At 35.6% G+C, this 21,684-nt stretch carries 28 protein-coding genes, 2 tRNA genes and 2 pseudogenes; 27 read left to right on the top strand and 5 right to left on the bottom strand.

Going from position 1 to position 21,684, the window contains the following annotated elements; translation table 11 throughout:
* Positions 1 to 19: 19 nt before the first annotated feature.
* Positions 20 to 158 (top strand): annotated as a pseudogene (locus OPR48_RS05060) (IS4-like element ISWosp8 family transposase); the annotation flags it as partial.
* 28 nt (positions 159 to 186) lie between these two features.
* On the opposite strand, the pseudogene OPR48_RS05055 reads toward OPR48_RS05060, so the two are convergent.
* The 3 genes and pseudogenes from OPR48_RS05055 to OPR48_RS05045 form a co-directional block, all read right to left on the bottom strand.
* A pseudogene (locus OPR48_RS05055) lies at positions 187 to 1,030 on the bottom strand (IS630 family transposase).
* A 237-nt stretch (positions 1,031 to 1,267) separates the two neighbouring features.
* Complete coding sequence (locus tag OPR48_RS05050; RefSeq protein ID WP_265025685.1) at positions 1,268 to 2,632, bottom strand: coiled-coil domain-containing protein; 1,365 nt, start codon at positions 2,630 to 2,632, stop codon at positions 1,268 to 1,270.
* Positions 2,633 to 2,731: 99 nt separating this feature from the next.
* Positions 2,732 to 2,926, bottom strand: a complete 195-nt coding sequence (locus OPR48_RS05045) for a hypothetical protein (protein WP_265025684.1) — start codon at positions 2,924 to 2,926, stop codon at positions 2,732 to 2,734.
* A 138-nt stretch (positions 2,927 to 3,064) separates the two neighbouring features.
* On the opposite strand from OPR48_RS05045, the gene OPR48_RS05040 reads away from it, so the two are divergent.
* Both OPR48_RS05040 and ppdK read left to right on the top strand, forming a co-directional pair.
* Positions 3,065 to 4,414: a phosphomannomutase/phosphoglucomutase gene (locus tag OPR48_RS05040; RefSeq protein ID WP_265025683.1), complete on the top strand. Its 1,350-nt coding sequence runs from the start codon at positions 3,065 to 3,067 to the stop codon at positions 4,412 to 4,414.
* Positions 4,415 to 4,650: 236 nt separating this feature from the next.
* Complete coding sequence (ppdK, locus tag OPR48_RS05035) at positions 4,651 to 7,332, top strand: pyruvate, phosphate dikinase (protein ID WP_265026634.1); 2,682 nt, start codon at positions 4,651 to 4,653, stop codon at positions 7,330 to 7,332.
* 172 nt (positions 7,333 to 7,504) lie between these two features.
* Here ppdK and OPR48_RS05030 read toward each other — a convergent pair whose 3' ends face one another.
* Positions 7,505 to 8,767 carry an ankyrin repeat domain-containing protein gene (locus OPR48_RS05030; RefSeq protein WP_265025682.1) on the bottom strand — a complete coding sequence of 421 codons (1,263 nt, stop codon included), beginning with the start codon at positions 8,765 to 8,767 and terminating at the stop codon, positions 7,505 to 7,507.
* 124 nt (positions 8,768 to 8,891) lie between these two features.
* Between OPR48_RS05030 and glpX the strand changes: the two genes are divergently transcribed.
* Positions 8,892 to 9,809: a class II fructose-bisphosphatase gene (glpX, locus tag OPR48_RS05025; RefSeq protein WP_265026633.1), complete on the top strand. Its 918-nt coding sequence runs from the start codon at positions 8,892 to 8,894 to the stop codon at positions 9,807 to 9,809.
* 176 nt (positions 9,810 to 9,985) lie between these two features.
* On the opposite strand, the gene OPR48_RS05020 is transcribed toward glpX, so the two are convergent.
* Positions 9,986 to 10,468, bottom strand: a complete 483-nt coding sequence (locus OPR48_RS05020) for a hypothetical protein (RefSeq protein WP_265025681.1) — start codon at positions 10,466 to 10,468, stop codon at positions 9,986 to 9,988.
* A gap of 201 nt (positions 10,469 to 10,669) precedes the next feature.
* Here OPR48_RS05020 and carA point away from each other — a divergent pair, with 201 nt between their 5' ends.
* From carA to rpsE, 23 genes are all read left to right on the top strand, one after another.
* Positions 10,670 to 11,761: a glutamine-hydrolyzing carbamoyl-phosphate synthase small subunit gene (gene carA / locus OPR48_RS05015; RefSeq protein ID WP_265025680.1), complete on the top strand. Its 1,092-nt coding sequence runs from the start codon at positions 10,670 to 10,672 to the stop codon at positions 11,759 to 11,761.
* Between the two features lie 114 nt (positions 11,762 to 11,875).
* Positions 11,876 to 11,957, top strand: a tRNA-Tyr gene (locus tag OPR48_RS05010).
* Positions 11,958 to 11,961: 4 nt separating this feature from the next.
* Positions 11,962 to 12,032 (top strand) — tRNA-Gly (locus OPR48_RS05005).
* Positions 12,033 to 12,110: 78 nt separating this feature from the next.
* Complete coding sequence (tuf, locus tag OPR48_RS05000) at positions 12,111 to 13,283, top strand: elongation factor Tu (RefSeq protein ID WP_265025679.1); 1,173 nt, start codon at positions 12,111 to 12,113, stop codon at positions 13,281 to 13,283.
* Positions 13,284 to 13,297: 14 nt separating this feature from the next.
* Positions 13,298 to 13,618, top strand: a complete 321-nt coding sequence (gene rpsJ, locus OPR48_RS04995; protein WP_065094535.1) for a 30S ribosomal protein S10 — start codon at positions 13,298 to 13,300, stop codon at positions 13,616 to 13,618.
* 9 nt (positions 13,619 to 13,627) lie between these two features.
* Positions 13,628 to 14,350: a 50S ribosomal protein L3 gene (rplC, locus tag OPR48_RS04990; RefSeq protein ID WP_265025678.1), complete on the top strand. Its 723-nt coding sequence runs from the start codon at positions 13,628 to 13,630 to the stop codon at positions 14,348 to 14,350.
* Between the two features lie 2 nt (positions 14,351 to 14,352).
* A complete protein-coding gene (gene rplD / locus OPR48_RS04985; protein ID WP_265025676.1) occupies positions 14,353 to 14,967 on the top strand; it encodes a 50S ribosomal protein L4 in 615 nt (204 codons plus the stop codon).
* On the top strand, positions 14,964 to 15,251 hold the full coding sequence (locus tag OPR48_RS04980; RefSeq protein ID WP_265025675.1) for a 50S ribosomal protein L23: 288 nt from the start codon (positions 14,964 to 14,966) through the stop codon (positions 15,249 to 15,251). Before rplD ends, OPR48_RS04980 begins: the two co-directional genes overlap by 4 nt.
* 1 nt (position 15,252) lies before the next feature.
* On the top strand, positions 15,253 to 16,077 hold the full coding sequence (rplB, locus tag OPR48_RS04975) for a 50S ribosomal protein L2 (RefSeq protein WP_265025674.1): 825 nt from the start codon (positions 15,253 to 15,255) through the stop codon (positions 16,075 to 16,077).
* A gap of 3 nt (positions 16,078 to 16,080) precedes the next feature.
* Positions 16,081 to 16,365, top strand: a complete 285-nt coding sequence (rpsS, locus tag OPR48_RS04970; protein WP_006279181.1) for a 30S ribosomal protein S19 — start codon at positions 16,081 to 16,083, stop codon at positions 16,363 to 16,365.
* A 5-nt stretch (positions 16,366 to 16,370) separates the two neighbouring features.
* Positions 16,371 to 16,721 carry a 50S ribosomal protein L22 gene (rplV, locus tag OPR48_RS04965; protein ID WP_265025673.1) on the top strand — a complete coding sequence of 117 codons (351 nt, stop codon included), beginning with the start codon at positions 16,371 to 16,373 and terminating at the stop codon, positions 16,719 to 16,721.
* A gap of 39 nt (positions 16,722 to 16,760) precedes the next feature.
* Positions 16,761 to 17,375 carry a 30S ribosomal protein S3 gene (gene rpsC / locus OPR48_RS04960; protein WP_265025672.1) on the top strand — a complete coding sequence of 205 codons (615 nt, stop codon included), beginning with the start codon at positions 16,761 to 16,763 and terminating at the stop codon, positions 17,373 to 17,375.
* Between the two features lie 14 nt (positions 17,376 to 17,389).
* Complete coding sequence (gene rplP, locus OPR48_RS04955; protein ID WP_265025671.1) at positions 17,390 to 17,803, top strand: 50S ribosomal protein L16; 414 nt, start codon at positions 17,390 to 17,392, stop codon at positions 17,801 to 17,803.
* Between the two features lie 11 nt (positions 17,804 to 17,814).
* Positions 17,815 to 18,018: a 50S ribosomal protein L29 gene (rpmC, locus tag OPR48_RS04950; protein WP_264329102.1), complete on the top strand. Its 204-nt coding sequence runs from the start codon at positions 17,815 to 17,817 to the stop codon at positions 18,016 to 18,018.
* Positions 18,011 to 18,247 (top strand): 30S ribosomal protein S17, encoded by a 237-nt coding sequence (gene rpsQ / locus OPR48_RS04945; protein WP_265025670.1) that lies wholly within the window; start codon positions 18,011 to 18,013, stop codon positions 18,245 to 18,247. The genes rpmC and rpsQ overlap by 8 nt, the downstream gene beginning before the upstream one ends.
* Positions 18,248 to 18,260: 13 nt before the next feature.
* The gene (gene rplN, locus OPR48_RS04940; RefSeq protein WP_265025669.1) at positions 18,261 to 18,620 is read left to right on the top strand and encodes a 50S ribosomal protein L14; all 360 of its coding nucleotides are present in this window, start codon (positions 18,261 to 18,263) and stop codon (positions 18,618 to 18,620) included.
* Positions 18,620 to 18,937 carry a 50S ribosomal protein L24 gene (gene rplX / locus OPR48_RS04935; protein ID WP_406830834.1) on the top strand — a complete coding sequence of 106 codons (318 nt, stop codon included), beginning with the start codon at positions 18,620 to 18,622 and terminating at the stop codon, positions 18,935 to 18,937. Before rplN ends, rplX begins: the two co-directional genes overlap by 1 nt.
* Positions 18,938 to 18,943: 6 nt before the next feature.
* Entirely contained in the window at positions 18,944 to 19,477 is a 534-nt protein-coding gene (gene rplE, locus OPR48_RS04930) for a 50S ribosomal protein L5 (protein ID WP_265025668.1), read from the top strand.
* 16 nt (positions 19,478 to 19,493) lie between these two features.
* Positions 19,494 to 19,802 carry a 30S ribosomal protein S14 gene (gene rpsN / locus OPR48_RS04925; protein WP_265025667.1) on the top strand — a complete coding sequence of 103 codons (309 nt, stop codon included), beginning with the start codon at positions 19,494 to 19,496 and terminating at the stop codon, positions 19,800 to 19,802.
* Between the two features lie 21 nt (positions 19,803 to 19,823).
* Positions 19,824 to 20,219: a 30S ribosomal protein S8 gene (rpsH, locus tag OPR48_RS04920; protein WP_265025665.1), complete on the top strand. Its 396-nt coding sequence runs from the start codon at positions 19,824 to 19,826 to the stop codon at positions 20,217 to 20,219.
* Positions 20,220 to 20,235: 16 nt separating this feature from the next.
* Positions 20,236 to 20,781, top strand: coding sequence for a 50S ribosomal protein L6 (rplF, locus tag OPR48_RS04915; RefSeq protein ID WP_265025664.1), 546 nt, complete (start codon positions 20,236 to 20,238; stop codon positions 20,779 to 20,781).
* A gap of 5 nt (positions 20,782 to 20,786) precedes the next feature.
* Positions 20,787 to 21,158, top strand: a complete 372-nt coding sequence (gene rplR / locus OPR48_RS04910; RefSeq protein WP_265025663.1) for a 50S ribosomal protein L18 — start codon at positions 20,787 to 20,789, stop codon at positions 21,156 to 21,158.
* A 12-nt stretch (positions 21,159 to 21,170) separates the two neighbouring features.
* Positions 21,171 to 21,683: a 30S ribosomal protein S5 gene (gene rpsE / locus OPR48_RS04905; protein WP_265025662.1), complete on the top strand. Its 513-nt coding sequence runs from the start codon at positions 21,171 to 21,173 to the stop codon at positions 21,681 to 21,683.
* Position 21,684: the final 1 nt, after the last annotated feature.

Raw genomic sequence — 21,684 nt, 5'->3', positions numbered from 1 at the left:
TGTCCTTTTTAGACGAAACATGCAGAAAGGAAAAAATCTTATTCTACAAATTAAAAATATAATATACTCGAAAGCTTTTCAGAGAATCCATTGTGTTGAGTTTCACACGAACAAGAAAACTTCCTTTTACGACAGTATTTTCTATGATTTTAAAGTTATAGCATATCTCATAATAGTCCGAACGTATCATAGGAAAGCAGAATCAACAGCATGACGAAAAGATTTGAATAGAGGAATGTTTTTCCTAGCTCTGTTTTTTATAGCAAACCAATGATGCTCAATTTTGTTGAAATCTGGAGAATACGGCGGCAGATACAGAATTTCTGCACCAACTCCTCTAGCAAGCTCGATAATCTTACCAGACTTATGAAAAGTAGCATTGTCAAGAGTGACAGTCTGTCCAGGTTCCAAGATCGGTGTCAAAAATTGCTCAAACCATCCATTAAAAACATCCATATTACAGTGGCCTTCAAAGGTTCACTATCTTTCTTCTACTTAAGGCTGCAACCATACTGATTCGTTGAGTTTTCTTTTCAGATTTTAGGGCATAAAACCGCTGTCCTTTCTGGATATGGATAGTCCTCTGTGTTATCAATGCCAGACTCATCTATATGAACTAAGTTTTCTGGTTCTTTTGTTGCTATAATTTTTAAGAATTCAGCACGTTTTTCTTCGTTCCTTTCCTTGTATCCATATGTCTTTTTTTGCGCGTAAATCCAATTTTTCTGAGAGCTTGGTGGATCGTTTGGATACTAACGTTGCCCCAAAGTCTAGCCATTTCCGACAGAGTCTTTCCTCCGTTTTCTCTAGCAAATTTAGCAAAGGCATCCCAGTCGGTAATTTTGTGATTGTAACCTCCATTTCCAAGTTTTTTTGATTGAAAGTCTCCTGTTTCTTTTCTTCTTTGCTGCCACTCCCATAAAGTAGTTCGTCCAATTTTAAATCTTGCTGCCACTGTTTCTCTGCTTTCTCCCTCGTCTAGCGCTTCCATTGCTTTTTTCCTTAAGTCATAACTATATGCTGCTGGCACTCAACCTCCTTATCATCATCTATCCTTATCTTATCACATCCGGACTTCTATGAAAAGAGCTATAACTATTGCATTCCTGAACTTTTTGATTCATCATTCTTTTTATAAAAAAACATTCTCAACTTTCTCTCCACTTTTTCTGGGTAAGGTCACTTGGCTGACAACCGTCATTCCGCTACTCGTTAGTGGCTGCGGCGGTATGACGTCTTAGCTATAGTTAACAATAGAAGCAAAAACTCATCCTTTTGGAAGAGGAGGAGATTTTTCCGAAACCTCAGCAGGGATTGATTTTGGATCTGATAATTCTGTATTTACCTTGATTGGCTCTAATGGAGTTTTCTGCTCTTCCGGTTTATCGTCTGGAATTGGAACAGGCCAATCCATAATGTTTTGCGGTATAGCTTCTGCTTCTTTAGCCTCTCTTTGGTCTGTTGAAGATGATGCATCAACTCCTGCATTTTTAGTAACTTCTTGTTTTAGTTGTTTATTTTCTTCTTGTAATTGCTTTAAATTTTTCTTTAACTCGTCAATCTCTCTTATTTTTTGTTTTAATTGTTCAGATATAGTTAGTTTGTCTCTAGTCAATTTTTTGTTTTCTTGTCTTAACCCACTAGCTGTTCTGCTTGAGTTGTTGTTTACAGCTTGTATACCTTGGTCTTGCTGCTGCATGCTTGTTCCTCTACTTTCATATTCAACTTCAGTTTGAGTTGCCTGACCTTTTTCCTGCTGTAATATGTTCTGTAGTTGCTCTAGACTCTCTTTAACAGACTTCAACTCTTCTTGTAACATGTCTTCCTTTTCTTTATAACTCTCTTCAAATTCCGCAAGTGTGGATTTTAAGGAGTCACGTTCTAATCTTAGATCCTCAAACTGCTTTGCCTGCGCTGCAAAATATTGAGCAAATGTTTCTTTTCCTTCCTTTAATTCCTCAATTTCGTTTATAATTTCATCTACTTTATCTTTTAATCCTTCTTGCTCATACTCTTCTTCATCACCAGACATATCATCCTCAAATATTTCATCTTCATCACTAAATTCACTGCTAGTGGATATAGAACTTCTACGTGAAGAAGGTGTTCTAGGAGAGGAATACCCACTGCTGCTTGGTGTAGGTGACTGTGGTGATATATGTGGATCTTTTGTAAATGTTTCTTTCTCAGGTATTTGCTGATCGTCCACACTCTTAGTAAAAGCTTGATGCAGAGTTTTTCCATTGATAAAAACTTCTTTATTCTGCTCAACTAATTTTAATATTTTATCTTTTGTTTCCTCTGATGTGAACTTTAAATCACCAAATTTTGGCTTACCAATAACACTCTGTATACCACCAGAATCCAATTTTACGGTCATGCTACAGTCTATGCTGTTACCTTCAGAATCCTTAGCCTGCCAATTAATGGTCATTTCACATGAGCTTGAACCAGTAAAATCATAGTGCCTCTCATTGCCATTTTTCTTGCTTGCGGTTATTTGACTACCTTCCCCCAAAGATATGTTATAAACCTTACCTTCACTGCTGGCCCTTAAAATATTGCTAATTTCTATTGGTTTTTCTTCATTTTCAAATCTAATTTTGAAGTCATTATCTTTTGTTGAATACACTAAGAAATTTTGATTTGGTAAAGATGCTTCAAATTCTCTATGTGTTTCATTTATTGATTGCTCAAATTTTTGGAACTCCTTTTCCCACTTTAAATTTATCTATCCTGTAATGTTCTCATCTTTGCGTAAAGGGCCAATAAAATACCAGATTAAATTTTTTTCCTCCAATTGTTTTATAGTCTCTTGAAAGCTGCTACAAGATTCAATCACATCTAAAATATCCTTTTTCTGCTGTTCATCTACATTTAAACTTTGACCCTCAGCTATAAATACATTTTCGTTCTCCCATGGCATAATTTTACATTTTTAGAAAATATACTATAATACTAACAATTTTAATTAAAAAATCAACTAATTATGTGGGTAAATAAAGAAGAAATTTGAACACTTGTCCATTATGTTATATAGTAGTTACTCCTTAAGCAGTGCAGTATGGACAATACCATTATAAGAAAATACGATATTAGAGGTATAGTAGGCAAAGATTTGCAGATTAATGATGGGTACGAGATAGGTAGAAAGTTTGGCCAAACCGTAGCTAGTGTTTGTGTCGGCTACGACAGCAGAATAGATTCACCAGGTATAGAAAGAGAATTAATTAGGGGCTTAACTTTATCCGGTGCAAATGTTATACGCGTTGGACTATGCTCTTCACCTATGCTCTACGCTGCAACACAAATCACGCAGGCGGATCTTGGTATCATAATAACTGCCTCTCATAACCCCAGCGAATATAATGGCTTTAAATTTTTTAGTAATAAAAAAGTCTTCTCAGATCAAGAAATGAAGGAAATTATAAGCAGTCCAATTAAAAACAGTACAAGAATTGGAAGCTTAATTAACATAAATATATATGGTGAGTACATTCGCATATTAAAAGGTGCAGTGAAGAATAATGCTACACAGAAATTAAAAATAGCCTGGGATTGTGGAAATAGTCCAGCAAGTGGAATTATAAGGTATATTGAAAAGATCTTGCCTGGTCATACGCATATCGTAACCAATAACTCTATAGATGGGGCATTTCCACTGCATGATCCAGATCCCATAGAGGAAAAAAATCTCGCTCAATTAATTGACATTGTGAAGGAATATGGATGTGATCTTGGCATTGCGCTAGATGGCGATAGCGATAGGGTGCGCTTAATTGATAATAAAGGCAATGTTGTTTCCAATGACCATTTATTTATAATTTTTGCACGTGAAGTGTTGGAGGAATATCCAGAAAGCAAAGTTATTGCCAACGTAAAAATGAGTATGAAAGTGCATGATTTTATTAGTAAGTTAGGAGGGCAAGTTATTACCTGCGCTACTGGACACTCACTAGTTAAGAAGAAGATGGTAGAGGAAGAGGCAAAGTTTGCTGGTGAATTAAGCGGGCACTTCTTCTTTTCTGAGCTAGGTTTTGATGATGGGCTATATTCTGCTGTTAAAGCAGTTGACATTTTGCTTAAGAAAAACCAAAGCCTATCTCAAGTAATTGAGGATTTACCGAAGTTATATATCACTCATGAAGTAAAGATTATAGTGAAAGATGAGAAAAAATTTCAAATAATTGAATCAATAAAGAAAACACTGGAGCAGCAAAATATTGTATTTTCAGATCTTGATGGTGTTAAGGTAACCGATAATAAAGGTTGGTGGCTTCTTAGGGTATCAAATACGCAAAACTGCATTACAGCAAGATGCGAAGGAGAGACTTTAGAAGGTTTTGAACTTACTAAAAAGGTTTTGTTCCATTACATTGATGAAGCAAGGTCTTTAAATTGTAGCTACTCATAGAAAAATTGACCCTATCTCTTAAATAAAGAGCCATAAAAAAATTTTTAAATGTATCTTTATATTATATATTCTTATTGATAATAATTTGTCATCTTTTTTGTTAACTTTACTGATGTTGCCAGAAGGAACGTTGTTGCCAAATTTTGTAAAATTTATTATCCTAAGGTTTCAAGTCCTCACAGGTTTATTGGAACTATATGTACAATGTGTTTATCAGTGAAAATCCGGAGAAAATGATGGGGGAAAAGTTAATACATTACTTCAGCCAGAACAAGTGCGAAGGCAATGCAGAAATGAAAAATCTGCTGGGAGGGAAGGGAGCAAATTTAGCAGAAATGTGCAATGTTGGCATTCCTGTTCCACCTGGTTTCACAATTTCCACCTCTGTTTGTCAGACTTACTGTCAGGATAATGAATTGTCTAACGACCTACGTAACGAGATCAAAAACTACATGACGATGCTCGAAAATGACATCGGTTGTAAATTAGGGGATTTAAATAACCCCTTATTAGTTTCCATACGCTCTGGTAGTGTCAACTCAATGCCGGGCATGCTTGATACTATTTTAAATGTTGGTCTAAATGATGAAACCGTTGTTGGGCTTGCAAAAAAAAGTGGCGAACGTTTTGCTTATGATAGCTACTGCCGTTTCATTATGATGTACTCCAATGTTGTACTACAGCTTGACCATCACCTATTTCAAGATGTTGTTGATAATGAACAGCAAAAGAGTGGAGCAAAAAGCTTAGCTGATCTTGATGTTGATGTTTTAAAGAGAATTGTTAGCAATTTCAAAAGGATAGTACATGAAAGAACAGGAAAACATTTTCCGCAGAACGTTGAAGAGCAATTGTTAAACTCAGTTAATGCAGTATTTGCCTCTTGGAAAAATGATAGGGCTGTTTCCTATAGAAGAATACATAATATTTCTGAAAACCTTGGAACAGCAGTCAACGTGCAAGCAATGGTTTTTGGTAATTTAAATGATAATTCTGCAACTGGTGTGATATTTACACGAAACCCTTCAACTGGAGAAAAAAAGCTTTTTGGTGAGTTTTTGGTTAATGCTCAGGGTGAGGATGTGGTTTCTGGTGTTTATACTCCTATGCCAATTGACGGAGAGCAAAAAAACACCATGGAGAAGTTGCTGCCAAGTGTCTACCGAGAATTATGCGTAGTATGTGAAAAACTTGAAAGGCATTATAAAGACATGCAGGATATCGAATTTACTGTACAGGACGGTAAGTTATGGATTTTGCAGACTAGGTCTGGCAAGCGCACGGCTGAAGCTGCTATTCGCATAATAGTTGATATGGTAAACGAAGGAACGATTACAAAAGAAGAAGGAATATTGAGAATTGATCCAAAAACTTTTGACAATTTATTGCATCCAGTTCTTGATGTTAAGAGTGACCAGAAAGTAATAGGGAAGGGACTGCCGGCTTCTCCAGGGGTTGCTTCCGGATATGTAGTGTTTAGTGCAAGTGATGCTGAAAAAGCTGCAGAGCAGGGCAAAAAAGTGATTTTAGTAAGGTCAGAAACGAGTCCTGAAGATATTAATGGAATGAATGCTGCAAGCGGCATAGTAACAGCACGTGGAGGGATGACCTCGCATGCTGCTGTTGTAACCCGTGGAATGGGTAAGCCATGCATTTGCAGTGTGAGTGGACTTTATATCGATAAAGATGGAACTTTCTTTTCTGTAGGGGATACAAAAGTAAATAAAGGTGAACCAATTACCATCAACGGAGGAACAGGGGAGGTTATGCTTGGCATTCTCCCTACAATTTTACCTGAATTATCGCAAGAATTCAAAACGATAATTAACTGGATAGATGAAATCAAAACGATCAAAGTGAGAGCGAACGCTGATACTCCAAAAGATGCAAAAATTGCAAAAGAATTCAGTGCAGAAGGTATAGGCTTATGTCGCACAGAACATATGTTTTTCGCTAGTGATAGAATCGAATTCATTCAAAAGTTGATAATAGCTGACGATGAAAATGAAAGGGCAGATGCGCTCATTAAACTGGAAGGAATGCAAAAGTCTGATTTCAAAGAAATATTTTCTATTATGGAGGGCAGGGAGGTCACTATACGGTTGCTTGATCCGCCTTTGCATGAATTTTTACCCAATAATCAGTCTACTATAGAAAAAATCGCCAAATCACTTAGTAAGTCAGTTGAGTCAGTAAAAAATAAAATAGCACAGTTATCAGAAAAGAACCCAATGCTTGGCCATCGAGGTTGTAGACTTGCCATTTCTCATCCTGAAATATATAGCATGCAGATTAGGGCAATACTTAGTGCTGCAAGTGAATTAAAGAAAGAAAAGAAGATAGAAGTGGAGCCTGAAATCATGATTCCTTTTATCATGAGTGAGAAAGAGTTTGTTCTGATATACGAGCTAGCAAAGAAAGAATCCTCTGTCATCTCAGCTGGGATCCAGATGCAGATTCCAGCGTCACGCGCTGGAATGACATCAGACAAGGCTTATTCAATCGGCACTATGATAGAACTGCCACGAGCGGCACTGATTGCTGATAAGTTAGCAAAACATGCAGAGTTTTTTAGTTTTGGCACTAATGATTTAACGCAAACAACCATGGGACTTTCAAGAGATGATTCAGTTAATTTCCTCGATTCTTATAAGGAAAGCAACATATTCGAAAACGACCCGTTTGAAGTGCTGGACATCGAAGGGGTAGGGGAGTTAATCAAGATAGCCATTGAAAGAGGCAAAAAAACCCGAAAAGAAATAAAACTGGGTATATGTGGAGAGCATGGAGCAGATCCAAGATCTATAGAGTTTCTCATCGAATCAGGGGTGGATTATGTTTCATGCTCACCCTATAGAGTACCGGTTGCAAAGTTAGTGGCAGCACAATTTAGCATAAAATCTAAGTTTGTTGGGTAAATTATAGCTAAAGTAATTTAGGTTTACCTACAATTTGATAAGTGTGAAACTCGTCATTCCGCTACTTGTTAGCGGAATCTATCCGCGGCGGTATGACGTAGGGCTGTGCTAGCTATAGATCCCAGTGTCAGCTACTCGGATGACATCCTGCTTGGCAAAGATTTCTCTTAAATCACACCTTTTGTATACCTGAACTCACGTGTTCAACTTTATTTTCTTCCATTTCTCTATAACTTGGTAACGTAGAACTTTTTATATGCCACCCGGTAACTATTGCAACTAAAGCAGCTACAATACCGCAAACCACTGCACCAGCTACAAATGGAACCATCACAGCAGCAGTAATGAATAATCCTGTAATAACAACTCCAACAACATCTTTTGTCAATGAGGTGTAAAAATTTTCCTTATATTTAGTTTCTTTTTCATTTGGCATAGAAAATTGAGCATCTACAAAGCCGTTAGCTTTATTATCATTATTTGGTGTGGCAGTTTGCTTAGTATTTGTTTCCTCTGGTATTACAGGCGTTTTATTTTTGTTATTATGATTTGATTGGCCATTAACACTACTTGACACAGGTTGGTTAGCATTTGCTTCTGTTACTATAGGAGGTGCTGGTACTATATTTTCTTCTGCATTGGGTGTTTCTGGTGTAATAAAGTTTAAAAGTACCTGAGTAATTTCTTCTTGTGTATTATTCATAGCCAACTCTAAAGCTGCTTGTCTGCTTTCAGCATTTACATAACCTAAAAATGCCCCAACTTCTTGGACATTACCTTGAACAATAGCAGAATTCAAGGCATGCAATTTTTCTTCTTCATTAAATTTGCCACTATCCAAAAGTACCTTAACAACGTCAGCTTGTTTTGTTATTGCAGCTATATCCAATATAGTCCTGGAAGCAGTATCTGTAAGATGGATTACAGCATCTAAATCTGTAAACAATTTTACAACATCTAGAAATACGCTACGATCGCCGGTAATATTGGACTCTCTTACAGCATTTGCAAACAAGTCAAAAATTGCCGGATTTGTTTCTCTCCCTTGTATTAGTTGCTCATAAAGTACTTCAGCAGTCATACCAGGGTTTATGAAGTCACTAGAATCTACTTCATTGCTGTCTGCTTTATTTTCTTCTACATTAGGTACCTCTTCTTCCTCATTTATCGCTGCAGCTATTTGTTCTTGTTGAGAAAGCTTGAACCCATTTCTAAGAAAAAGATCCTTAACGCGTGGGTTGTTATTTTCGGTTGCATGTTTTAGAAGTAAGTCTCCTAATGAATTGTCTCCTTCACACTTACTTTGAAAATCAATTTCTTTCCACTTTGGTTCCTTTTGCAAGTCTTTAAGGCTAGCAGTTCCCTTATCATCATATTTTACAATTGTAGCTATCTTTCGATACAACTCTCTAATATCATCATTACTATATACCATAACTAAACCTATTACTATATGTTAGTTTATTATAGCAACTCTCTCGCAATGAGTCAAGGTATATTGCAGTTTCAAGCAGCATGATATATATTGAATGCTTTATTTATGGTTCTTAAAGCAAATGATGGAAGATTTAGCCTATAAATTAGTGAAAGTGACCGAAGCTGCAGCGCTTGCTGCATATAAACTAGCAGGCTTCGGCGATGAAAAAAAGGCTGATCAGGTTGCAGTTGATGCAATGCGAACAGTGTTAAATTCTATGGAAATAAATGGTACTATCGTAATTGGTGAAGGTGAGAGAGATGAAGCGCCGATGCTATATATTGGCGAGAAGGTTGGCACTGGAAATGGTCCTGAAATCGACATTGCTGTTGACCCACTTGAGGGTACCACAATTTGCGCTCACTACAAACAGGGGGCAATGTCCGTTCTTGCTGCAACGAAAAAAGGTAATTTTTTACATGCACCTGATGTTTATATGGAAAAGATAGCAGTAGGAAAAAATCTTCCAGAGGGTGTAGTCTCACTAAAAAATAGCATTGAAAAGAATCTAGACAATTTAGCCAAGGCAAAAAAATGCAAAGTAAATGATCTCGTGGTAACTGTACTTAAACGTGAAAGGCATGATGAATTAATATCGAAAATCAGGAAATTAGGAGCAAAAGTTAAACTAATAGATGATGGTGATGTTGCGGCCGTAGTTTCACTAGTAAATGGCAATCACGATATGTATATCGGTATAGGAGGAGCACCAGAAGGGGTGCTTGCGGCTGCAGCGCTAAGCTCAATCGGCGGACAGATGGAGGGAAGGTTAATATTTGACACGGATCAGTTAAGAGAAAGAGCAAAAAATTTGAACATTCACGATCCAGAAAAAATCTACACCATAAAAGATATGGCAAGAGGTGAATCAGTGTTCATTGCAACTGGAGTAACAAACGGAGAACTTGTGGATGGAGTTGATAACTTCTGTTCAACTAGTTCTTTAATAATTCTACCTAACAAGCTGATAAAGCTGCAAGTTATACAAAAGTTAGGTTAATTATTTTTCAATATATTATGTAAGAGTTAAAGGGAGTGTTAAAATGTTAGATTCATTTTCTCAAGAGAAACGAATTGTACAAGAAGTTCCTCAAGATGGACATAAAAAGAAGGCTGAACCCTTTTCAAAACCTCTTATCTATTGTTTCTTAAACCACTCTGCTGAACGGAGACAGTTTAGGCTGTTATGCCTGGCGGCTTTGTTGGAATAAGTTTTTCAACACTGCTAACAATAAAATTGATTGTATCGTCAGCTACCTTATCGAATTTATCATTTATCTTTTTTCCTATTTCTTCATTTTTAACATATTCGTGTAGAGCTAAAGCAGTTATAGCTGCACATGCTGCAATTAAGCCAGTTTTTGCTATAATGAGCATTGATAATCCTCCTGCAAATATAAATGTTAATCCAATAGCTAGGTTTATAATTTTACTTTGTGTTGTTTGTTGTGCTGCCTGATTCTGATCTACTTTTTCTTTTTCAAGAACGTTTGATATTGTTTTTGAGAAAATTTTTACCACGATTGTTGCAATTGCGATCATAGCTAATCCTATGGCTATTTTTGCTAAGAGAAAAAATGATGAGAACACCATTGCAAAGAATAGTAAGCCAGCTCCTACAATTAGTAACTTATTTTTAGGTTGGATTTCATTTGACATAATAAACCTCCATTTCATAACTGCCGGAGTATACCTAATATAAAATACGGAGATAGTCAACATATTTTATGAAAGGGCGCGTTAAAAATTTTTTTCATATTGTTCTTCGCCGCCTCGTGGTTAAATTTGGAATTTTAGAAAGAGTTACGTATTATTTAAAATTCTTGTATACTGTTTTGAATCAGTTAAATAGATAATGAAGTGCAGGACGCAGTTTTAATTTTACAAGATGGCAAGTGCTTTTGGGGAAAATCAGTAGGTAAAAAAGGCAAGTGCATAGGTGAGGTCTGTTTTACCACTGGTATGACCGGTTATCAGCATACTATAACTGATCCTTCTTTTGCTGATCAAATTATAACGTTCACTTTTCCTCATATTGGTAACATTGGAATAAACCATAAAGATAATGAAGGAAAGAAAATTTTTGCAAGTGGTGTGGTTATGCGTGAACTTTCTTCTATGTCCCACCCTTCTTCATATATCAGTTTAAATGATTGGTTAGAGAAAAATAACGTGATTGGGATATCAGGAGTTGATACTAGAGCTTTAACGAGACATTTGAGAGAACATGGATCTCAAAATGGAATGATATGCCCGTCAAGCGAGACGTATGTGTTGGATGAATTGAAGAAATACAAACCTGTAAATGGGATGGAAATAACCAATAAAGTTAGCTTGCATAGTAATTTTAAAAGTGACCTTAATGCAAAATATAGGGTTGTAATCGTTGATTTTGGCGTAAAAATCAGTATAGTTTCACGCTTAATAGAACTTGGTTGTACAGTTGAATTAATCAGACCAAGCACAGGTTTTGCTCAAAAAGTGTTGAGTATGAATCCAGATGGTATAGTGCTTTCAAATGGTCCTGGTGATCCGCAAGAAATAGGAGAGAGTGTAGTTTCAGAAATAGAAATTATTATAAAATCTAAAATACCAATTTTTGGCATATGCATGGGCCATCAATTACTTGCGATTACTTTGGGGGCAAAGACCATCAAGATGGATATTGGTCACCGAGGGAGTAACCATCCAGTTTATGATGTAAGTAGTGGAAAAGTTGAGATCACTAGCCAAAATCATGGTTTCGTTGTTGATTCAGCTTCTCTTCTAAGTAATGTTGAAATTACTCACATTTCTCTATTTGATAATAGTGTAGAGGGAATAATGATGAAGGATTACCTAGTCTTTTCTGTGCAATACCATCCAGAAGAAGCGCCAGGTACGCATGATTCGCATTATTTGTTTAGACGTTTTATTGGCAATATTGTGTTGTATAAAATGAAATCTGCATGATTTTAATCAGGGTGGGTTTTATTGCTTGATTTTTTAATTTTAGGTGTTTAGTATTAAATACAATAAAAGCTTGAGTTAAGGTACTAAAATAGCGTTCTCTTAACAAATTTTTGTGGAGGAGTGACCGAGTGGTTAAAGGTAACAGACTGTAAATCTGTCCGCATTGCGTACGTAGGTTCGAATCCTACCTCCTCCATTGTGCGGGTATAGCTCAATGGTAGAGCTCTAGCCTTCCAAGCTAGTGACGTGGGTTCGATTCCCACTATCCGCTCTTTTTTTTGTTGTATTTTTATAAAATCAACATATTATTTATTGATGTATTTGTATTTTAGGTAGAAAAGTTTAAATTATGACAGCAGTAGTGGAAGCATTTGGAAAGCCGCATGTAAATGTGGGAACAATAGGACATGTGGATCATGGGAAGACAACGTTAACAGCGGCGATAACAAAGCATTATGGAAATTTTGTAGCGTACGATCAGATAGATAAAGCGCCAGAAGAAAGGAAGAGGGGGATAACGATAGCAACAGCGCATGTTGAGTATCAGACGGAAAAAAGGCATTATGCACACGTTGATTGTCCTGGACATGCTGACTATGTAAAGAATATGATAGTAGGTGCAGCACAGATGGATGCAGCGATATTGGTAGTGTCGGGAGTTGATGGGCCAATGCCACAAACGAGAGAGCATATATTGCTGGCGAAGCAGGTGGGTGTTGGATATATCGTGGTGTATATAAATAAAGCTGATGTTGCTGATGCTGATATGATAGATTTAGTAGAAATGGAAGTGAGGGAATTGCTGAGTAAATACGGATTTCCAGGGGATGAAGTGCCTGTGGTAGTTGGGTCAGCACTCAAGGCGCTGGAGGATGACAGCGGCGAATATGGAAAGAAATCAATAGACAAATTGATGGAAAAGTTAGATGAATATGTGGCGGTTCCACCAAGGCCTGTGGATTTACCATTTTTATTGCCAATCGAAGATGTATTTTCGATATCGGGGCGAGGGACGGTGGTAACAGGAAGAATAGAGAAGGGAGAGATAAAGACGGGAGAAGAGATAGAGATAATAGGTCTGAAGGAGACGCAAAAGACGATATGCACAGGTGTAGAAATGTTTAAGAAGTTGCTGGATAAGGGAAGTGCAGGACTCAATGTAGGAATATTGTTAAGAGGAACAAAAAGAGAAGAAGTGGAGAGAGGGCAAGTATTAGCAAAACCGGGGACGATAACGCCGCATAGAAAGTTTAAGGCGGAGGTTTATATATTAAAGAAAGAGGAAGGAGGAAGGCATACACCATTTTTTGCGAATTACCAGCCACAGTTTTATTTAAGGACAACGGATGTAACTGGGAGCATAAAATTGCTAGATGGGAAGGAGATGGTAATGCCAGGAGATAATGTGAGTGTAGAAGTAGAATTGCAAGTACCGATAGCAATGGATAAGGGATTGCGTTTTGCGATAAGAGAAGGCGGTAGAACTGTTGGTTCTGGTGTTGTTTCTGAGATTTTGGAGTGAGTGTAGTAACTAAGATGAAGCAAGATATATATATTAACATTAAGGCTTTCGATTGTTCTTTATTGGAGGAGTGTGTTCGAAAATTTGTTGATGAATTAAAGCGGTCCAGTGCAAAATTATCTGGTCCGATTGCGTTGCCAAGAAAAGATTCTAAATTTATTGTTAATAGATCTCCTCATGTTGATAAAAAATCTCGTGAACAGTTTGAAATAAGAACTTCTAGGCGTTTGATTGTTTTACATGATCTTACTCCTACTATGATGCAGATGCTTACAGGTTTATCTTTTTCTGCTGGCGTAGAAGTGGATTTAAAAGTCAAGGAAGTTAAGGTTTAGGAGAAGGAAATGAAGAGAATAAATTCGCTGAGGAGAATTGGTTTACTAATGATGAATATTGGTCATACTGCTATGTATTCTGACAATAGTCGCATGGCTGTAACTTTATTGCATCTCAGCGAAACTTATATTATTGATATAAAAGGACAAGATAAATGTGGCTATAATTCAGTCATTTTAGGCACAGGAGATTTTAAAAATATAGCAAAACCTCAGTTGGAATATTTAAAGAAAAAGGGTATAAATAATAAATGTAAGTTATACGAAAGTAGATTAAATGACCTGTCGGGAATAGAATGTGGTAAAAAAGTGGGAATCAATCATTTTGTGGTTGGTCAATATCTTGATATTACGGGTTATTCTATAGGTAAAGGATTTGCTGGTGTGATGAAGCGGCATAATTTCAGTGGGCTTAGGGCATCTCATGGTGTTTCTATTGCTCACAGATCACAAGGTTCTACTGGTCAATGTCAGGATCCTGGTAGAGTATTTAAAGGAAAGAAAATGGCTGGTCATTTAGGTAACAGCAGAATAACTGCACAAAATATGAAGATATTATCCATTGATCATGAAAATAGTATAATTGCTGTGAAGGGTAATAATGTTCCTGGGTTTAAAAATTCCTATATTTTTGTAAGAGATGCAGTTAAAAAATCTTTACATAAAGATGTTTCTTTTCCGATAGGTCTACTGTTAGATGTAAATGATGATGCTAGTAATTTGGTAAGTTAGTTATGGAATGTAATTTAGTTAATCTATCTAATAATAATGTAGGTACTGCTCAGCTCAATCCTTTGATATTTTCTGCTAAGCAAAAATTGAGTATTTTGCATGATATAGTGAGATGGCAATTAGCGAAGAGAAGAGCTGGTACTCATAAAACAAAAGGTATCAGTGATGTCTCTGGTACAACAGCTAAACCTTATGGTCAAAAACGTACCGGTAGGGCAAGACAAGGGAGCTTGCGATCTCCTCAATTTAGAGGTGGTGGGATTATTTTCGGCCCTGTTGTGAGGAGTCATAGTTATTCTCTTAATAAGAAGGTACGCAAATTTGGTTTAAAAATTGCTTTATCTCTAAAGTATTTAAATAATCAAGTGATTATTCTGGATAATTTAAATATTGATGTGAAGAAAACGTCTGAAATGTGTAAATGTATTAAAAATTTTAAATTTTCTTCCTTTTTGATAGTTGGTGATTATGGAAATGATTTGTTGCGTGCTGTTAGAAACTTGCATTATGTAGACTTAATCAAACCTATTGGGTTAAATGTTTTTGATATATTGAATCACGAATGCGTGATGTTGACAAAGGATACTTTAAAGCATCTTGAAGGTAGATTGTTATGATCAAATATAATGATATAATAAAATCTCCTATAATTACAGAAAAGGCCTCTTTTTTGAGGGAGAAGTTTAATAAATATTCTTTGTATGTTTTTGTAAATGTAAATAAGCGTCAAATAAAGTTGGCAATAGAGTCTCTATTTGATGTTAAAATTTCTTCTATAAATGTTGTTAGAATTAAGCCTAAATATAGGCGTTTCAGGGGTGTGATTGGTTGTGAAAAACAGAAAAAGAAAGTTTATTTTTCTTTGATAGATGGTCAAAAATTAGATATAATGAGCGTTTAATATGGGTATGAAATTTTTTAATCCTGTTACTCCGTCTTCTCGTGGGACTGTGTTAGTAAGTAAAGTTGGTTTATCAAAAGATGAGCCAGAAAAGTCTCTTACATCCGGTAAAAAGTCCAGTGGTGGAAGAAATAATTATGGTAGAATTACAACTCGTCATAGGGGTGGTGGTCACAAAAAGAAGTATAGAGTTATAGATTTTAAGCGTAATAGAAGTGGTCAGGGTATAGTTGAAAAAATAGAGTATGATCCAAATAGAAGTGGGTTTTTAGCGTTAATATCATATAAGGAAGATGATATTAAGTCTTATATATTAGCTCCTCAAGGTATGAAGCCTGGTGATGTTGTTACAGCTGGAAATGATGCTGATATTTTACCAGGGAATTGTTTGCTACTCAAGTATATACCTGTTGGTTCTTTCGTTCATAATGTTGAGCTGAAACCAGGTAATGGTGCTGCGATTGCTAAAGCTGCTGGTTGTTATGCGCAAATCGTTGGTCGTGATGGCCAATATGTTTTATTACGACTCAGGTCTGGTCAAATTAGGTTGATTTTATCTTCTTGCAAGGCTACTATTGGTGTAGTATCTAACCCTGACCATAAGAATAGAAAGCTGGGTAAAGCTGGAAGAAGTAGGTGGCTTGGAATTAGACCTACTGTGCGTGGGGTTGCGATGAATCCGGTTGACCATCCTCATGGAGGTGGGGAAGGAAAAACCTCTGGTGGTCGTCATCCTGTTACTCCTTGGGGTGTTGCAACAAAAGGAAAGAAAACTCGGAGGAAAAATAAATCTAGTGATAAGTATATAAAACAATTGAAAGGTTAGTTTATGAGTAGATCTGCGTGGAAGCCTCCTTTTTGTCATCCTTCTATATTAAAGTCGGTGAATAATGCTTTAAACAAGGGGTTTGTTAACATGGCTATAAAAGTTCATTCCAGGGCTTCTGTAATTCTTCCTAATTGTTTAGGTTTAAAGTTTGCTGTTTATAATGGTAAGGATTACATTCCTGTTAATGTTAATGATCAGAATATGATAGGTCATAAATTTGGTGAATTTTCTCCCACTCGTAAATTTACTGGGCATAGTGGTGATAAAAAGGCGACAAGAAGGTAATTGATATGAAAAACAGAGATGTAATAGTTAAAGCTGGTTCTAGGGTTTTAAAATCAACTTCTCGTAAATTGAATTTGGTTGCTGGTTTAGTACGTAATAAAAAAGTTTCTTTTGCCACTGTGCAATTAAGATTTTGTGAAAAGAAAGCTGCGGGTCTTATAAGGAAGGTATTAAATTCTGCGATTGCTAATGCTCAATATAATTATGGATTGGATATCGATAATTTATATATAAAAGAAATTTTAATAGGTAAGTCTCTTACTTTGCGTAGGGTATGTCCAAAAGCTATGGGTAGAGCTAATAGAGTTAGTAAACGTTATAGTAATATAACTGTAAAATTGGGGGAAATTATATGATTCATAAAAATAGAAAATTAATAAGGAAAGTGCAAAAGTATGGGAAACGTTAATCCTAAAGGATTTAGGTTAAAAATAATTAATACTTGGTCATCTATTTGGTATGCTGAGAAGGGTTATAAACAAGGGTTGCATCAAGATTTATCTATTCGCAGTTATATAAATGAATCTTTTAAGCATGCTGGTGTTTCTAAAGTAATTATAGAGCGTACGATCGATTTGGTGTCTGTAATAATACATTCTTCTAGACCTGGAGTGATAATAGGTAAGAAAGGCTCAGATATTGAGAAGATAAAGCAAAAAATAGCTGAAAAAGTAAAAAATAATGTAGAAGTGAATGTAGTAGGGGTTAAAAGGTCTGAAATAGATGCAGTTTTAATATCAAGCAGCATTGCACAACAGTTAGAAAAAAGGGTTTCATTTAGAAGAGCGATGAAAAAAGCTATTCAAAGTTGTTTGAGGATGGGTGCTAGAGGTATTAAAGTAAGTTGTTCTGGGCGCCTTGGCGGAGCTGAGATAGCTCGTACTGAATGGTATAAAGAAGGTCGTTTGCCTTTGCATACTTTACGTGCTAATATAGATTATGCTTTTTGTGAAGCAAAAACTATATATGGCATCATAGGAGTTAAGGTCTGGGTTTATATTGGTAATTAATTAGGTATATTGAAATGTTTGTTCCCAAAAAAAGTAAATATAAAAAAGTATTTAAAGGACGAATTAAGGGTAATACGAAAGGTGGTAGTACGCTATCTTTTGGAAATTATGGTCTAAAGGCTATGGAAGCTGGTAGGGTTCAGTCTAAGCATATTGAAACTGCAAGGCGTGTAATATCTAGAACATTAAAACGCTCTGGTAAAGTGTGGATAAGAATTTTTCCTGATACCCCTGTTAGTAAAAAGCCGGCAGATGTGCGTATGGGTAAAGGGAAAGGTAGTGTTGAATTTTGGGTATTTAAAGCTAAGCCCGGTAGAATGTTGTTTGAAATTAGCAGTGATGTTCCCATGCATTTAGCAAAATTGGCGCTTGAAAAGGCAACCGCTAAGCTTCCTATGAAGTGTAAATTTGTATCTAATCATAATTAAATGGAGTTGCAATGGATATAGCTGACATTAGGTCAAAATCCTCACAAGAATTGCATGAAATTCTTGTAAATTTGAGAAAAGAGTTTGTTAATTTGGTTTTTCAAAAAAAATTAGGCCAGTGCAACAATATTTCGCGTTTTGGTTTGATAAAAAAGAGCATAGCTCGTATTCTAACTGCATTAAATGAAAGAAAAGGAGAGGAAAAGAATGCCTAAGAAGGTTTTTTGTGGTACTGTAATTAAGACTAAATGTGATAAAATTGTAAAGGTTTCGGTATTACAAGTGTATAAGGATGAGCTGTATAAAAAGGTTATAAAAAAATACAAAAAGTATACAGCACATGATGAGAATAATAGTTGTAAAGAAGGGGACAAGGTTTTAATACAAGAACACAAGCCTATTTCTATTACTAAAAAATGGGTTGTTGTTAATAGCTCACATTGAATAGGATATTTATATGATTCAAAAAAATACATTGTTGGAAGTAGCTGATAATTCTGGTGCGCGTGCAGTGCTTTGTATTGGTTTATTGGGTAGTAGAAAGTCTGCATCTATAGGTGACACAGTTATTGTATCTACTAAATCTATTACTCCAAGAGGGAAGATTGAGAAGGGAAAAGTATATAGAGCAGTTGTGGTGAGGGTGAAAAGCCCTATTAGAAAATCTGATGGTTCTGTAATTCGTTTTTCTAGCAATGCTGTAGTTTTGATTAACGATCAAGGTGAACCACTTGGCACTCGGGTATTTGGTCCGGTAAAAAAGTTATCATCTGGTTCTTTTATGAAGATAATGTCATTAGCTGTTGAGGTTTTATAATGAGTGCTAAAGTAAAAAGTGGTGACGACGTTATAGTTTTAACTGGTAGAGATAAGGGAAAAATTGGTAAAGTGATTAAAGTTGTGGCATGTGATGCTAAAAGAAAGGTAATTGTTTCTGGGGTAAATGTACATAAGAGACACACTAAACCAAAAGCTGGTAGTAGTGGTGGTATATTAAATAAAGAGTCAGCTATTGATATATCCAACGTTGCAACATTGGACCCTAAATATAAAATTCCAACTAGAGTGGGGTTTAAGGTTATAGACGGTAGAAAAGTGCGTTTTGCAAAAGTTTCTGGAGAAGTGATAGATTAGGTTGATATGTTTAAAGAATTGTATAAAGATAGCATAGTAAAGTCCTTAAAGGATAAGTTTAATTACGGCAATATAATGCAAGTGCCTAAATTTGTCAAGGTGTGTATCAATATGGGCGTTGGAGATGCTGCTACAGATAGTAAAGCAATAAATGAACCACTTGATAGCCTATATTTGATTGCTGGGCAGAAGCCTTTATCAACTTTTGCAAAAAAATCTATTTCTGGCTTCAAGATCAGAAAAGGTGCTACAGTAGGTTGCAAAGTAACTTTGCGTAGAGATAAAATGTATGAGTTTTTAGAAAGATTGATATATATTGCTTTGCCAAGGGAAAAAGATTTTAGAGGATTCAGTGTGAAGCAATTTGACGGTAATGGTAATTTTTCCTTTGGTATAAAGGAACATATCTCGTTTTTAGAAATAGACTATGATAAAATAAGTAAAATTAGAGGTATGGATATTAATATTATAACAAGTGCAGTTAATGATAAGGAAGCAAAGGAATTATTACTGGCTCTTAAATTTCCTTTTTTTGATTAATTGAGAGGAGAAATATATGGCAAAAAAATCTATGATAGAAAGAAATCTTCGCAGAATAAAGCTGTGCGATCAATATAAAGAAAAAAGAGAAAAATTGAAATCTATAATAAATGATAAGAATTTGTCTATTGTAGAAAGGTTTACAGCTCAAAATAAATTAATTAAAAAATTGCCTAGAAATTCTTCTAAAACCAAAATTAGAAATAGGTGTGCTTTAACTGGGAGACCAAGAGGAGTATATAGAAAATTTGGTTTATGTAGAATTGTTTTGCGTGATTTATGTTCTTTTGGGCAAGTTCCAGGAGTTACAAAGTCTAGTTGGTGAATATAATATAAGGAGTATATTGTGGCGTTATCTGATAGTATTGGTGATTTTTTAACAAGGATACGTAATGCTCAATTAGCAATGCATAGAACAACAAGAGTGTTGTTTTCTAAAGTGAATTCTTCTATACTGAAGATTTTAAAAGATGAAGGGTATATCCTTGATTATGAAAAGCAAGTTGTAGATAATTTACCTTCTTTCATTGTAAAATTGAAGTATTATGAGAAATCACCTGTAATTAGTGACATAGTTAGGGTGTCAAAGCCTGGTTGTCGTCGTTATTCTAAGTATAAGGACATTTCTAAAGCATATAATGGTCTTGGTATTTTTATTATATCGACACCCAAAGGAGTGATGACTGATTATAATGCACATAAGTTAAAGGTTGGTGGAGAAGTTTTGTGTCGTGTGTTTTAAATAATAGGAGAAATTCATGTCTCGTATAGGTGCTGCTCCTATCAATATTCCTGCTGGTGTTTCAGTTGAATATAATAATGGTAGTGTGTTAATAAAGAGCGCTAAGGCTGAAAAAGAAGTTAGCTTAATCAGTGATGTTGTGTGCCGGATTGTTGATAATCAGCTATTGCTTTCTGTTGATCAAGATAAAGATGATTATGATGAAATAAAGCCTATGTGGGGCACTTATAGGAGTAATATTAATAATATCATTAACGGCATGATTGATGGTTTTTCTGTTAATCTTGAGATTAACGGTGTTGGATATAAGGCAGAGTGTGATGGTAAGTATTTGACTTTGTATCTTGGTTATAGCCATAATGTTAAATATAAAGTGCCTAAAGATGTTGAGATTAAGTGTATAAAGCCAACTCACTTAGTAGTTAGTGGTATGGATAAGCAGAAGGTCTATATGGTGGCGTCTGATATATGCAAAATTAGAAAATATGATCCTTATAAAGGTAAGGGTGTTGTAATAAAGGGTAAATTTATGTTGCGTAAAGTTGTAAGTAAAAAGAAGTAATTAAGATGAGAAGGTTATATAATTTTTTAAGTAATGCTGAAAAAAGGAAGTTGCGTAATAGAGCGAAGCTTGACAAGAGCGCTGAACGTTTGCGTATATCCATATTTAAATCTAATAGGCATTTTTATGTCCAGTTAATTAATGATGTAAAAGGAGTAACTCTCACTTCAGCTTCTACTTTGGATGCTAAAATTAAGGATGTATGTAAAGGGAAAGTCAACGCTGAAACTATAAAACAGGTTTCTTCTTTAATGGTTGAGCGTCTGTCTGGCATGAAATTAGAGCAGCAGCTTACGTTTGATCGTGGAGCGTATAAATATACAGGATTAGTTTCTCAATTTGCTGAGGCTTTAAGAAGTTCTGGATTTGAATTTTAGAAGGGTTTGAATATGGCTATAAAGAATTTACAAAATAATAATGATTTATCAGAGCTTTTAGTTTCGGTACGAAGAGTAACAACGGTTACCAAAGGTGGTAGAAGATTTTCATTTTCAATTTTGGTTGTTGTTGGCGATGAGAAGGGTAGGGTAGGATGTGGAATAGGTAAGCACGCAGAAGTTGCTGAAGCAAGAGTCAAAGCTGTAAATGCTGCAAAGAAATCGATGATTAGAGTATACTTGCGTGAAGGTAGAACTTTGCATCATGATATTAAAGCTAAATTTTGTTCTGGTGAGATAGTTTTAAGAACCGCAAGAGCCGGAACAGGTATTATTGCTGGTGGAGCGGTTAGGTCAGTTTTTGAGGTGTTAGGTATAAAGGATGTGGTAGCTAAATCTACTAGATCAAATAATCCTCATAACGTTATATGTGCGGTGTTTAAGGCTTTTGATAGTATGTTGTCTCCTCGTCAGGTGGCAAGCAAAAGAGGCAAAAAGGTTAGCGAGATAGTTGGAAACAGGTAAA

This window comes from Wolbachia endosymbiont (group A) of Bibio marci (assembly GCF_947251645.1).
In the GTDB taxonomy this organism is placed as follows: Bacteria; Pseudomonadota; Alphaproteobacteria; order Rickettsiales; family Anaplasmataceae; genus Wolbachia.
The sequence above is the reverse complement of the archived record's forward strand: the minus strand, read 5'-3'. Positions and strand labels throughout refer to the sequence as shown.